The 13,447-nt window shown below is 37.3% G+C and carries 14 protein-coding genes and 1 pseudogene; 4 read left to right on the plus strand and 11 right to left on the minus strand.

The features are described from left to right. The 4 genes from LBYS11_RS18430 to LBYS11_RS18445 form a co-directional block, all read right to left on the minus strand. Entirely contained in the window at positions 1-1,095 is a 1,095-nt protein-coding gene (locus LBYS11_RS18430) for a glycosyltransferase family 4 protein (RefSeq protein ID WP_103118740.1), read from the minus strand. Between the two features lie 46 nt (positions 1,096-1,141). Next, positions 1,142-1,777, minus strand: coding sequence for a sugar transferase (locus LBYS11_RS18435; RefSeq protein WP_103118741.1), 636 nt, complete (start codon positions 1,775-1,777; stop codon positions 1,142-1,144). Positions 1,778-1,918: 141 nt separating this feature from the next. Next, positions 1,919-2,368 (minus strand): SACOL1771 family peroxiredoxin, encoded by a 450-nt coding sequence (locus tag LBYS11_RS18440; RefSeq protein WP_054549471.1) that lies wholly within the window; start codon positions 2,366-2,368, stop codon positions 1,919-1,921. Between the two features lie 68 nt (positions 2,369-2,436). After that, entirely contained in the window at positions 2,437-4,038 is a 1,602-nt protein-coding gene (locus LBYS11_RS18445; protein WP_233732847.1) for a Na/Pi cotransporter family protein, read from the minus strand. A 224-nt stretch (positions 4,039-4,262) separates the two neighbouring features. Here LBYS11_RS18445 and LBYS11_RS18450 point away from each other — a divergent pair, with 224 nt between their 5' ends. Further along, entirely contained in the window at positions 4,263-4,880 is a 618-nt protein-coding gene (locus LBYS11_RS18450) for a 3-ketosteroid-delta-1-dehydrogenase (protein ID WP_103118742.1), read from the plus strand. Between the two features lie 38 nt (positions 4,881-4,918). Here the strand turns inward: LBYS11_RS18450 and LBYS11_RS18455 are convergent, their stop codons facing one another. The 3 genes and pseudogenes from LBYS11_RS18455 to LBYS11_RS23805 form a co-directional block, all read right to left on the minus strand. After that, entirely contained in the window at positions 4,919-6,532 is a 1,614-nt protein-coding gene (locus tag LBYS11_RS18455; protein ID WP_103118743.1) for a GNAT family N-acetyltransferase, read from the minus strand. Between the two features lie 133 nt (positions 6,533-6,665). After that, a complete protein-coding gene (locus LBYS11_RS18460) occupies positions 6,666-8,354 on the minus strand; it encodes an FAD-dependent oxidoreductase (RefSeq protein ID WP_103118744.1) in 1,689 nt (562 codons plus the stop codon). A gap of 232 nt (positions 8,355-8,586) precedes the next feature. Next, a pseudogene (locus tag LBYS11_RS23805) lies at positions 8,587-8,804 on the minus strand (alcohol dehydrogenase catalytic domain-containing protein); the annotation flags it as partial. Between the two features lie 208 nt (positions 8,805-9,012). On the opposite strand from LBYS11_RS23805, the gene LBYS11_RS18470 reads away from it, so the two are divergent. Continuing rightward, positions 9,013-9,699 carry a ZIP family metal transporter gene (locus LBYS11_RS18470; RefSeq protein ID WP_231595704.1) on the plus strand — a complete coding sequence of 229 codons (687 nt, stop codon included), beginning with the start codon at positions 9,013-9,015 and terminating at the stop codon, positions 9,697-9,699. A gap of 40 nt (positions 9,700-9,739) precedes the next feature. Here the strand turns inward: LBYS11_RS18470 and LBYS11_RS18475 are convergent, their stop codons facing one another. Further along, positions 9,740-10,798 (minus strand): S-layer homology domain-containing protein, encoded by a 1,059-nt coding sequence (locus tag LBYS11_RS18475; protein ID WP_103118745.1) that lies wholly within the window; start codon positions 10,796-10,798, stop codon positions 9,740-9,742. Between the two features lie 433 nt (positions 10,799-11,231). Between LBYS11_RS18475 and LBYS11_RS18480 the strand changes: the two genes are divergently transcribed. Further along, positions 11,232-12,131, plus strand: coding sequence for a 3-hydroxyacyl-CoA dehydrogenase (locus tag LBYS11_RS18480; protein WP_048394338.1), 900 nt, complete (start codon positions 11,232-11,234; stop codon positions 12,129-12,131). Positions 12,132-12,134: 3 nt separating this feature from the next. On the opposite strand, the gene LBYS11_RS18485 is transcribed toward LBYS11_RS18480, so the two are convergent. Genes LBYS11_RS18485 through LBYS11_RS23815 form a run of 3 tightly spaced genes read right to left on the minus strand, consistent with a single transcriptional unit; the run spans position 12,135 to position 12,925 of the window. Further along, positions 12,135-12,374: a hypothetical protein gene (locus LBYS11_RS18485; RefSeq protein ID WP_103118746.1), complete on the minus strand. Its 240-nt coding sequence runs from the start codon at positions 12,372-12,374 to the stop codon at positions 12,135-12,137. 3 nt (positions 12,375-12,377) lie between these two features. Continuing rightward, positions 12,378-12,668 carry a sigma-70 family RNA polymerase sigma factor gene (locus tag LBYS11_RS23810; protein WP_233732167.1) on the minus strand — a complete coding sequence of 97 codons (291 nt, stop codon included), beginning with the start codon at positions 12,666-12,668 and terminating at the stop codon, positions 12,378-12,380. After that, the gene (locus tag LBYS11_RS23815) at positions 12,647-12,925 is read right to left on the minus strand and encodes a hypothetical protein (protein WP_233732170.1); all 279 of its coding nucleotides are present in this window, start codon (positions 12,923-12,925) and stop codon (positions 12,647-12,649) included. The genes LBYS11_RS23810 and LBYS11_RS23815 overlap by 22 nt, the downstream gene beginning before the upstream one ends. 173 nt (positions 12,926-13,098) lie before the next feature. Between LBYS11_RS23815 and LBYS11_RS18495 the strand changes: the two genes are divergently transcribed. Continuing rightward, positions 13,099-13,257 (plus strand): YvrJ family protein, encoded by a 159-nt coding sequence (locus LBYS11_RS18495; protein ID WP_103118747.1) that lies wholly within the window; start codon positions 13,099-13,101, stop codon positions 13,255-13,257. Positions 13,258-13,447 lie beyond the last annotated feature (190 nt).

A 13,447-nucleotide genomic window follows, 5' to 3' on the forward strand; every position in this document is an offset into this window, starting at 1 on the left:
TTAATCCCCTTTCTTCACTAGTTCTGAAACAGCCTGTTGATAAACCATTAATGTTTTTTGATACATGGGGATGAAGGTGAAGTACTGTAAATAACGCTGCTCACTTGCCGTCCCCATTTCCCCTCTTAAAGGAGCATCCATTAATAATTGATGCAGCCTCTTCTTCAATAATTCATTATTCTCTCGCTCCACTAAAAACCCATTGTCACGATCAATAATAAGCTCTTTCACACCACCTACATTTGTTGCAATAATAGGAAGTCCTACACGCATCGCTTCAATAATCGAAATCGGCAAGCCTTCCCAATCTGATAACAGAACAAATAGGTGGCCTTTCTCAAGATAAGAATGAACGTCTAATTGATTACCTAAAAATGTTACACGATTTGATAATCGATTTTGTTCAACGAAATGTTCTAGAGCTGGACGCAGAGAACCATCTCCAATCAATTGAAGGTGCCAAGGTATATCTGTCAGTTCCGCTAAAGTCTTTAACAGGACATCTTGTCTTTTAGGCACTTCAAAACGAGCAACCATGACAATGACTGGCTGCTCCATGCATATCTTTTCAGTTGTCTTATTTCTCTCGATAGGGTCAATGCCGTTGTGAATAGTCAGCAATTTATGAGCAGGAGCGACCTTTTTCATTAGTGCTAGTTCCCGATCATATTCAGACACTGTAATAATTTTTGTCGTAAATGGCTGAATTGATCTTTCCATCCGTTGATAGAATAGCTTTTTCTTGTAAGGAACACCTTCTGTAAAGCTCCAGCTATGTGCCGTAAAAATAGTTGGAATTTGTAACAACCTACCAACTATGCGACCAATCACACCAGCCTTAGAGGAGTGGGTGGCTATAACGTCTGGTTGTAGATGTTTGAAAACGGCTCTTAATTGCCAAAATGCTTGAAAATCTTTCGCTAGATGAATAGCCCGTTGAAGAGCAGATATACTGATAACAGGGATTTTATGCTCTTGTAAGTGCCACAGTGATGGTTGATAGGAGCCCGTCACTACTGTGACATCATGCCCATCCTGTTTTAAGTGGATAGCAAGTGCCTCCACATGTTTTTGCGCACCTCCAACTTTATCCATTCGTGTAATAAGCTGAACGATCTTCAGTATGGCCACTCCTTATTTTTTAATAAGCACCTGTTCGTGCAACAACAACATAAATTGTCTTCAACAAAATTTGGACATCCAACCAAAAGGAATAATGATCAACGTATTCAATGTCATATGATATTTTTTGTCCATGTGAAATATTCGACCTACCATTAATTTGAGCGAGGCCTGTTAATCCTGGCTTTACCTCCAAACGCCGAGCCTGTAAGGGATTATATGCATTCGTGATCGTTGGTACTTCAGGACGTGGACCTACAATGCTCATATCACCTTTTAACACATTTAAAAGTTGTGGAATTTCATCAATACTGAGTTTTCGAAGAATAGCGCCCACTTTTGTGATGCGTGTATCTTGCTCTGTTTTAAAATAATAATCATCAGGGATACCATCAGCACAAATAGTCGGCATATTGACTGGAACTGCCTGAATACACATTGTTCGTAGCTTCCAAATCACAAAGCGGTGATGATCGAGGCCAGTTCGGATTTGTTTAAAAAAAATGGGGCGACCTGTCGTTATGAGTAAAATGAGGAATATAGCTAGCATTAGAGGAATTGTTATAAAAAGCAAAAATAATGCCCCAATAATATCGAATATTCTTTTGCCGTACTGACCATAGAATGTGAGATTCTGAGCTGTCTGAACGTGCAATACATCATCCTTTGCATTTTTTTAGCACTTAACTCTATATATTCATTTTGAACATTTCTAGAACTATTTTAGAAAAAGTGCTTATTTTATGAAAAAAAGAGTTATATCAGCGTTACTTGCTGAATAACTCTTGCTGTCTTATTATATGCTTGCTTCAAAAATTTGAACATCACATTCAATTACAACATTACCTTTTAATGCTTTACTGATCATACATGTTTGTTCAGCCTTGTGTGCTAAGCGTAGAAGTCTTTTTTCAAGATGTTCTGTTAGCTCTTGCACAATAATAGTCGGTTTATGGACAATTTTTTCATACGTAAAAATGCCATTTTCTACACTAACAAATCCATGGGCCTGCATGGATAATTCCAGTACATCTATTTCTGACCTTTCGAATAAAGCAGCTAGTGTAATTAAATAACAGGTTGCAGCTGCCCCTAAAAGCATTTCATCTGGATTTGTACCAATGCCAGGTCCATTCATTTCCCGAGGAATAGAAATTTGTGTTTGCAAATTACTAGCTTGGATATTTCCTGTACCGTTTCTTCCTTCTGACCAAGTTAAGTCCATTGTAAATTTATGCTGAACCATTCTAGATCCTCCTTTATTTGTAAAGCGAAGAAAAATGCCCGCTTACAAACGTAAGACGAGCATTCCATTTATTCAACTGTTACTGTATTTTTTTCTGTGTCAATATGACGACCTTTCTTAGTCACGGTTTGGTACTCTGCAAGACGAGCGGTCGTACGCCAATAGTGATAGACAAGTCGATCAATCCACAGCAAAGTCTCCACTTTCGATACAGCTGTCTCTAACTCTACCACATTTTCAACAGTGTGCTCAAAGTATGCGTTTCGTTTATCACGACGCACCGTAGCCATTTCAGAGGAAGTAACCTCAAGCAAGGTAGCAATCTCAGGTAGACGTTCATCCTCATCAATGATTAGTAGTACTTTTTCCAATACCTCTAACCACTTTTGGGTTAATGTCTCCTGTAATTGAAAGGCATTTGGATGTTGCTCACGTAATGCCTTTGACAAACGATATAAGTGGTCTAAAGCATGTAAAAGGGCAATATGCTTATACCGTTCTTTTTGAGAGGAAGATTGAATAGCATCCATAAATAAACGTGTTTTTTCGATTGCCTCATCTATTTGAGCCAATCTACTGTCTGTTTCAGCTGTGCGTTTTTTTCCTTGAATAAGGGAAACGAGTACTGTCGTCATTTCCTTAGTAATATCTTGCAATGTATTAAAGGATACCTCTACAGCAACTCCAGGTAGTTTGGCAACACTACTATCTAAATTACGAGTTAAATAATTTCCTTTTTCAGGTATCATTTTTTCAATGGCCTTTGCAAAAGGACGAACAAATGGCACAAAGAGTATCGCGCCAATCACACTAAATAATGTATGGAAAACAGCAATGCCGAGTGTTTCATCAAAGCTACCATTGATGGATTTCGTGACAAACTCTGTAAGAGCAAACATAAACCTTGCACCGAATGTCACTAGTATAGCAGTGACTACATTGAACATTACATGTGTCACAGCTGTTCGTTTTGCAGCTGTTGATGCACCAATCGCAGCAAATAACGCTGTAGCTGTCGTCCCGATATTTTGACCAATGACTAAATAAGCAGCCTGTTCAAAATCAATAGCACCTGCATATAAAGCTGTTAAAGTGGCTGCTATTGCAGCACTAGAAGCCTGCATAATAACCGTCATGATAAGACCCAAAACAATTAAAATTAGTTTTCCACTAATAGAATTTGCACTAAATGCATCGAATGGAATTTTATCTTGTACCGCAGCCATTCCTCCCTGAAGAACATCAATACCTAAAAATAATAAGCCAAAACCAGTCACTAGCCCTCCAATTGCTTTGTAATCACGTGGTGCGAGCAATTGGACAAATACACCAAGCGCAATAAAAGGTAGTGACATTGTCTGCATATTGATCTTAAAGCCGATTAATGAAATAATCCAACCAGTACTCGTACTCCCGATATTGGCGCCAATAATAACGCCAATCGATTGGACAAATGTGAGAAGTCCAGCACTGACAAAACCTATCGTAATCAAGGTCGTGGCCGTGGAGGATTGTACAAGCATTGTCATAAATGTACCAGATAGTACCGAGCTAATGGTCCCACCTGTAAAACGATTGAGCCATTTTTTCAAGGCATCTCCTGCCAATTCCTTTAAACCGTTTGTTAGCATCGTCATTCCAAGTAAAAATAAACCTATGCCCCCAAGCACATTGATCAACCTATCAACACTCCCTACTAAAATTGTATCTCTATTATGAAAGCTCCTTTATAAAGGAGTTTTATTCCCCAAACATTCTTAATAGTACCATTATTAATTTTGAGAAAATAGGGATATTTCCCTGCATTGTACAAAATCATCCATTATTTTACGAAAAACAATGTGATAATTTTTATGGTAGAATAGAATAAATAATTCTTTAGGAGATTTTCAAAATGATTTTAACAAAGCAAGAAGCAATACAAGCACTTAAAAAGAACAAATTCATCGGTTTTACTATTACAACGGGTAATATTATTATGAAAAAGATTAATAAAACCGAGTATAATATTTTTGTTTTCGAAGAAGGAAGAGAAAAACCATTACGCTATGTAGGCTCTATCATGAACGTGATGGCGACAATGAGCGATAAAGCTTCAAAAAAAGATTTTGTGATTGTTGAACAACTACCAGCAGGAAACAGCGATAAAGAAACTCAATCTTCTGAACAAGAAGCAACGACAGAGGAAAAAGTAGCACCACATGAAGAAAAGCCTTTAGTTGAAGGACAAGAAGAAAGCCGTGCGATTGCTGGCTATGAAGGCTTATATGAAATGACGGCAAGTGGTCGAATTATTACAGTAAGAGAAAACCGCCCATTGGCTCGCTGTAATGATGAATATGGCTTCCATATTGCGCGCTTAACAAAGGACGGCAAAGCATCTAGCCATAATGTCTTTGAACTTTGGAAACAGACATTCCCAGAGCTGGAGCACACTCTTTTCAGAGGTGCCTTAAAAGCCAAGTATGGTACAGGCTGTAAGCTAATTGATAAACCTGGTATTCATTTTTAATGAAACACCCTCAGCAAATATGCTGAGGGTGTTGTTATTTAGATATCGTATATTTTTTGCCACTTGAAAATCTTTATTATATTAATTTTAGCTACTTTATGGAAGCCTGCCTGCATGAGCTTTCTTCGTCTGGTTCTCTTATACCAAGGGACTATTGTACAGACTGCTCTCCCTTCCCGTTGCACATCTGCAACGATCTCCTCTAGTCGCAAGCTATCATATTCTTTTATAAACGACATATTGTCTGACAGCTCATAGGAATAGTTAACCGTTTCTTCGGCTACCGTTTGATCGTGTCGCTTATAGATGACATGATCGCTATCTGCAAAGAGTCGATAGCCCTTATAGAAATCTGTAACATTTTTCTCTCGATCCTTCGTTGTCATGATGTCTTTCATTGATAATTCTTGAAATCTCACATTTCCGTTACTCTGTTGTTGCTTTGCAATATAAACATCTAAAATATGAATGGCTAGCATTCGTTGGAACATTTTTGTAAAAGCTCTTAGCCAATCTTTCGTGCTTGCATGCTTCAGAAAATAACGCAGTTCTCCTAATCGGTCTCGCTTCAATTTTACTAGCTGATGATTATTCGTTAATAGCCCTTTTAGGCGATCACGCATGACCATCCATAATCGAATACTACGCTCTTTAACTCCTTTTGTACTCATTACAAACTTCCTAGTAAAATCAATATGTGTATACCATTCAAACTTATATGGCTCATAGCCACTTCCTAAGTCATAATAACGATAGCCAGCTTGATGTGCTCTTAGCATATTCTCTTTTTCAATGAGGCGTCCTGGACCAAATAGATTAAAATCTGGCTCATGGCCCATTGCCTGACAAAAATTGCGCTCTCTACAGCATAGGTCAATTGTAAAAGCAATCCACTGTCCTTCAAATTGTAAGCTATCGACTTCTACGCGAAGCTCCTTACTGTTGCTTTTAGCTAGCTGCTCATAAAATAGACGAGTTTGCTTTTCAGTAAAGCCACTTTTATCAATTTTCTTTTGCCATCTTCTCTTGAATAACGTAAACATGTCTTGTAGATGATTGTGATTCACTTCCTGAAAGGCGACATGACCAAGAGACTTTAATTTGTTTTCACGCCGTTTAAGGCTTTTGAATTTCTTGCGATGCTTCTTTAGAAATGTTTCCATAGGAATGGTTTGGAAATCAATATAAGATGTGACAGTTCGAAAAATCGAATGAGGCATCTGATATTCAATCGCATATTTTTCTAATTCTTGAGAGGTATTTTTACTTTCTAATAATCCATGTAACACGATTAAATAACGCTTATATTTTCGTGAAAACTCCTTCAAAAGAAACGTAATGGAAGGTTCTAACCACTCCTTATCAGCAATCACTTCCATATAGGTCGCAAAACCTTGTCCTAAAAAGCTGAAATAATGGATTGTACCAAATCGTACAGAATGCACTAACGGAAAAAAGGCCACTGCTATACCTTGATGTTCCACTATGTAAATTTTGACATTATCATGAATCCCGAGCGTTGTCCACCAAGTTGAAATCCATTCATACTCAATAAAAGGGTTATTATTATACTCTTTTTCAAGAATCTCTGACCAAATGCTCCGATAGGGCTCTAACTCTTCGATAGTCGTTATGAGTTTATAAGCTAGCAATAAACTAAATCGCTCCTTTTCACATGATCATCGCCATACATTTAGTAGCCACTATATTCCTAGCAAGAAAGTATTAGAACATTACACCAACGTAAAAACCCCTCCTTATTAGAAAGGAAGGGCTTCGTTTCATTTACACGTTTACAAGTGATACCTCATCTTTTGTCACTGCATTGGCCATATGTGCTGTCGCCACAAAGCTTAGTGTCATACCAGGCCCAATGGTTGCGCCTGGGCCAGGATACGTTTCCCCCATGATAGACGCTGAACAATTGCCAGAAGCATACAACCCCTCAATGGGTTCGCCATTCTCCTTTATTACACGAGCATATTCGTCTACTACGAGGCCACCTTTTGTGCCGATGTCTCCAGGATATAGACGCAATGCATAGAATGGTGCTTTCTTGATTTCTGCTAAATTTGGATTTGGTAGTGTCGGGTCCCCGTAGTAATTATCGTAGGCACTATCTCCTCGATAAAAATCATCATCATGTCCGTTCCGCGCAAAGTCATTAAAACGATTCACCGTTGCTACTAGGTTCTCCGCTGGCACTTCCATTTGTTTGGCAAGCTCTTCAATCGTTTCCGCACTTTTTGCAACTCCATGCTCAAACCAACTTTTCGGGAATGCCTGTCCTGGGAACAATCCTGTAAAAATATAACGGCTTTTAGCTGAAGCATCAATTAATATCCAGGAAGGAACTGCCTGCTGTGTGACCTCTTGATGCTTATACATCGTATCCACGAATTCATGATATGGAGCCGCTTCATTGACAAAACGTTGCCCTGCACTATCCACTACAATCATATTGGGCACGCCACGATCTGCCACAAGGAAGAATGGATGTCCTTGTGGATCAATAACAGAAGGCGCTCCCCATACTTTATCCATTAAATCCAACGTTGCACCAATTTTTACGCCAGGTTCAAGGATGTCACCTGTTTGACCTTCTGGAGAAGAAGTCCATGCAGCATTCGTAGGACTTGGTAAATACTTTTCACGAAGTGTCTGATTATGTGAGAAGCCACCTGATGACAGAACAACACCTTTCTTTGCCTCAATTTTAAGCTCTTGTCCATCTCGTTCCACAATAATTCCAATTACTCTTCCTTTGCCCATAATGAAATCTTTAAAGGCCGTTGATAGCCAAAGCTCACCATTTGCTTCTGCAAGGGAGAGGCGTAAACGTGCAATTAAAGCTTCTCCTAAGGCTACTGGATCGCTCTTAGTCACCTTTGACTTGACTAAACGCACCCCTAATTTCAGTGCAGTAGTTTTACCTTTTAGCGTCCGGGTAATCATATTCACTTTATGAAACTCGTAGCTATTCATCGTGAAGCCTTTTGTTGATAGAGTTGCACGACGCATAGAATTTGCTAAGGAGCCCATTTTTGTTAAATCGAAAATAAGTGGTTCAATGGAGCGTCCCTGTGACAACCCACCTGGTTTTTCTGGATAATAATCCGAGTAGCCTTTTGCATATTGGAAGCGCATATGCTTTGTTTTATTGTATAAAAAGCGTAACATTTCAGGCCCTCTCGTAATATAAGTTTCCTTTAGCTCTTCTGGCACACGATCACCGATTGTTGAATCTAGATATTGGCGTGCAAGTTCATGTGTATCTGGGACACCTGCACCTTTAATGATATGATTATTAGGAATCCATAAAGCACCACCTGAAATAGCAGAAGCACCACCATAGCGATCTGTTTTTTCTATCACTAATGATTTCATTCCTTGTAACTTTGCTGTTAAACCTGCTGTCAATCCCGCTGCACCAGAGCCTACTACTACTACATCATAACTAGCATCCCATTTCATTCAACCATTCCTCCCTATATGAGCTAAATCGATGAATCTGTCCTTTCTATTAAAAAGTATAGAATTAAACCAATATTCAGTCAATTTAAACCATTCCCTATATTTCCACAAAAAAAGGAGCATACTCACTCGATTTAAGGTTTTAGAATCACCTTTATACAGTTATCTTCCCGTCCACAAATTATTTCATAGGCTACTTGCTTCTTCTAATGGCAATTGATATGTAATGGTACGATACATTAAAAGGCAAGAGGACACAGTCACCCTTTTTCACTTTTGTCACATGCTCTTACCTATTACATAATTCTTATGTGAAGAAATAGCGCCTTGGTAAATATGCAAATCAGTTCCACGAAGAGCAGTAGAAGTGATTTTCACAATAATATCGTCCTTCTTTTAACAGTTGGACCCTCTAATATCTTTATTTCCATGATAGGTTACAGCCTTCACGACAACACTCCCTTTGCATAGTATCATCACAACAAGCATATATTTTCGACTCTATTCTTTCCTTCGCTAACCTGCAGTATGCACATCTTTATCATGATCGTTTTTATGCAGGCAATTCAATGTCAAGCATATTCATTTCTACTTAGCATATAGTTTGAAAAAGGCATTAAGTTGATGATAGGGCGGAGGAATTTTACAGGTGAGTGCAATGATACTTGGCGGATTTCTATTTTTCAGTGTGAGCATTGGGGGCGCGATTGCCTGGATTTTCTCTAAGCTATTTCAGCATACGACACAGGGGTTATCATTATTGTGCGGAGGTTTTTTAGTAGGCTTACTTGTGCTAGATATCATCCCTTCTTCCTTTCAAATCTATCAATCATTTGGGATTATATTAGGTATTTTTATTGGTTATTTCATCTTCCAACTACTAGATACCTTATTTCATGCTTCTCATGCACAGAATCCCTCTGTCTCTCTATTAACACTAGCTATGATTATCCATACAATACCTATTAGTCTCACTGTTGGAAATTTACTTGGAAATGCTGCATTAAGTATTTCTCTCACAGCCTCCATTATTCTCCACCATGTTCCAGAGGGATTTGCATTATCTACTGCACTCATCTCTCAAGGTGAAAGGCTTTGGAGACTTTTCATTTATTTCTTCATCTTCTCTATTTTCTTTAGTATTTTCATCTGGTTTGGTCAGTATTGGGCTTTACCAGACAAAGCACAAGGGATCTTAATGGGCATTTCGATAGGATTGATTGCTACAGCTAGTATTTCTGAATTCATTTTGCATCAGCTACAGAAAGTCTCATTTAAAGCATTTTTTATGTATCTCTTTCTAGGTTATTTCCTAAGCTATATTTTCCATATACTTGTTGAATAACAAAGGGATGTCTCCGCGCATGAGACATCCCTTTCCTCTTTTATTCTTCTTCACTAACTAGCATTAAAGTAAGCGTTAAAATTTTAGAAACCTCTGCCCGAGTAAGATTACCTTTTGGGTTAAACTTACCATTCGTACCATTTAAAATACCTAGATGTTGCAATAGACCGATAGCCTCTACTGTTTCTTGACGCATTTGATTTTTATCTGTGAATGAATTGTTTTTGCTCACTTGCGCAACATTCACTTCCATACCTTCTAAATACCTAGCAGTAATATAGGCCATTTCCTCTCGTGTAACAGGCTTTTTCGGCTCAAATTTTTCACCATTGAAAATATCGATTAAGCCATACTCCTCAAGAATCGCTACCTCCTTAGCACCCCAGAAACCACTAAGATCAGTATAAGAAGCAGGACCCTCATAATCTTCATTCACATTTAAGCCAGATGCACGGAAAATAATAGCCGCCAGTTCTCCACGCGTCACTTGTCCATTTGGATTAAACATAGTAGCCGTTGTCCCATTAATGATATTTGTTTGATATAGTAACTGAATATAGCTTTCAGCCCAATGACCAATAGCATCCTTGAAATATCCACCTGCTTTTAACTCAACGTCGGCACGAGCAAATACCTGTACCATATCATTTAAATCCTCTGCACTAACTGCTTCCCATTTGCCAGCTGTATATACCTCACTATTATAGCCATTACTAGTTTGTGTAATTTTTATTTGAATCGCAGGCCCAAATAACTTCTTCAGTTCTTCATAGTTTTCCTTAAACTCTTTTTCTCCCTCTGGATAGAGGTTTGTACCATCTTTGTACGATTGAAGAATCGCCTCTAATGAAATTTTTACTGTAATACTATTTTTTGTTGTAACAATCGACACTTCGTTATTTTCAAAGCCTATTTTAGATAACAAAAGCATTTTATAAATATCTTGATAGGGCATGGCTTGTAACTGACTAGTGGCTGCAACATTCTGCTTTGGATGGATTATATTTGCCACATTTACTACATCCTGTGCATACGCCTGTCCACCAACCCCTGTAAAACATGCAATACTCAGTGCACCAGCTAACATTATTTTCTTCACTGTTTTTCCCCCTTCAATTCATAGATTCAGTGTACTAAAACAACAGTTTATAAATCTATAAAAATATGGGAATTAAACAATAATTATATAAAAGACCCATTTTTAACACATTATAATTTTCCTATTTTACTTTTGAGTTTGAAACTAGTTTAACAGAAGGACAAATTTCTCAATGCTATCTACCACAATTACATATGTAATTAGATATATCTCTCAAATAAGGGCAGCTTAAAGGCTGTTCTTTGTTATATTTCTTTTACACTGGGTACATACTTGGAAAGAAACTTTTTTCAGATAACTTTATATTTATATAATGTTAGAGGCTTTCATTTGATTTTTATTCAACGGTAGAAGTAGTATGGAATTGTAATGAAGGATTATCTACATATCCACACTATTATATTAATGTAACAATTTCAAAGGAGGAATTTCGATGAATTATCAAAACATTACGGTTGCAGGTAGTGGTGTATTAGGAAGCCAAATTGCTTATCAATCTGCTTTCAAAGGTTTTAATGTAACAGTGTATGACATTAACGATGAGGCATTAAAAAATGCACAGGATCGTATTACAAAATTAAAACCATTTTATCAACAAGATTTAGGTGCTTCACAAGAAGAAGTGGATGCAGCCTATGCACGTCTTACTTTTAATAGTGACTTGGCGCAAGCAGTTGCCAATGCTGATCTTGTTATAGAAGCAATCCCTGAAGTTGTGAGCATCAAAACAGAATTTTACACGAATCTTGGAAAAGTAGCACCAGCAAAAACAATTTTTGCAACAAACTCGTCTACTTTACTACCAAGCCAATTTGCTGAAGCAACTGGCCGTCCTGATAAATTTTTAGCTCTTCACTTTGCTAATACAATTTGGAAAAACAATACTGCGGAAATTATGAAACACCCTGGTACAGATATGAAAGTATTTGATGAAGTGATTGAATTTGCACGCGCCATTGGCATGGTACCACTACCATTGCATAAAGAGCAACCTGGCTATATTTTAAACTCATTACTAGTTCCGTTTTTAGATGCAGCAGAATCTTTACTTGTAAAAGAAGTGGCCGATCCAGAAACAATCGATAAAACATGGATGATTGGTACAGGCGCTCCACTTGGACCATTTGCTATTCTAGACATCGTTGGCATTAACACTGCCTATAACATTGTGGAAGCGAAAGCAACTGCCACTGGTGATGAAAACATGAAAAAATTAGCTAACCTCTTAAAAACAGAATACATCGAAAAAGGCAAATTGGGCCGCGCAACAGGTGAAGGCTTCTACACATATCCAAATCCAAGCTTTGCAAAACCAGATTTCTTAAAGGGTTAATGATTAAAAAGAGCAATTGTCCTTCTTAAAAGGGCATTGCTCTTTTTTTATCATACAAAAAAAATTCCAAAAACAAGGTGTATTTTCAAATTCCTTCGTTGTCAGCTTTTCAATAATTTTCAGCTTAATCTCCTGCTCTAAGTCTTCTCTATCCTGGTAACTTGTTTGATGAAGACACTGCTTAATTTTTGGCGTAAAATTTTCAATAATTATTAGCATCTCCTCATTCATATTGTTCTGCATTGACTAAATCTCCTCCTTTCTAATAATATGATGAAGCTTCTTTAAAGCCTTTCGATGCAGGTTGGATATATTCTGTGGTGTTGTTTGTAATGTTTCAGCGATTACTTTTATAGAATAGTCTTTGACATAAATCATTTCTAAAATTTGCAGTTGCTTGTCTGTTAATTTTTGCAAGCCTTTAAAGAGCTGTTCATTTTCAATTTTTTCTAATAATCCTTCTTCTTCGCTCTCTTCGTCTCTTATACCGTCGTCCATTAGACCACTATCTGCGACTAATAAAAAGCGATTTTGCAATCTTCTCTTTTTTTATCGAAATCCAAGCTAAAGAAATAAATTAAATTGCTGATATATTTTATTTTCTGTACCCTTTGATAATGAGCTTGAAATGTTTCATCAACCATTTTCAAATTACAATCATTGGGATATAAGATTGCATGTTGTACCAAATAAAGATTTTGTGCATCTGCCAAAAAACTCCTGATAATTGGGTTTTTAACCTGTTCTCTATTTCTGTAAAAAAACTCTTCTATTATTTTGTACTCATTACACATTCGCATCACTCCTATATATTCGCCTTCTTGTTCATTAAAGTGAATATCATATATCTATTATAAACCAAAAACAGAACAAATGTTCCCTAATTTATTCATTCGTATTGATTTTATTAATCGTACGTTCACTTTTCATAACTGTAAGCATCACAATAATGAGGGAGGAAGATGTTATGATACCAATTGAAACTATACAAATGTGGGTTCACCTAATAGGTAATTCAGGTTTCCCTATTGCCATTACCATCTATCTCTTTATGCGTTTTGAGAAGAAAATAGAAAATTTGGAAGCAATCATCTTGAAGTTGTTAGATAAAAGGGAAAATTATTAAGCCTATAAAAAAATATACGGCAGCATCCTTTAAAAAGGATGTTGCCGTGTGACTTAAAGATGCTTCTGCATACCATATATGTAAGAACAAATATGTAGATGGGGGGATTTTATGGAGCTTATATTGACCATTTTTCTCATGCTAGATATTCCCTACAATTACTTTCACCATTCATTCCCCATTATGATTG

The organism is Lysinibacillus sp. YS11 (assembly GCF_002896375.1).
Classification (GTDB): domain Bacteria; phylum Bacillota; class Bacilli; order Bacillales_A; family Planococcaceae; genus Lysinibacillus; species Lysinibacillus capsici.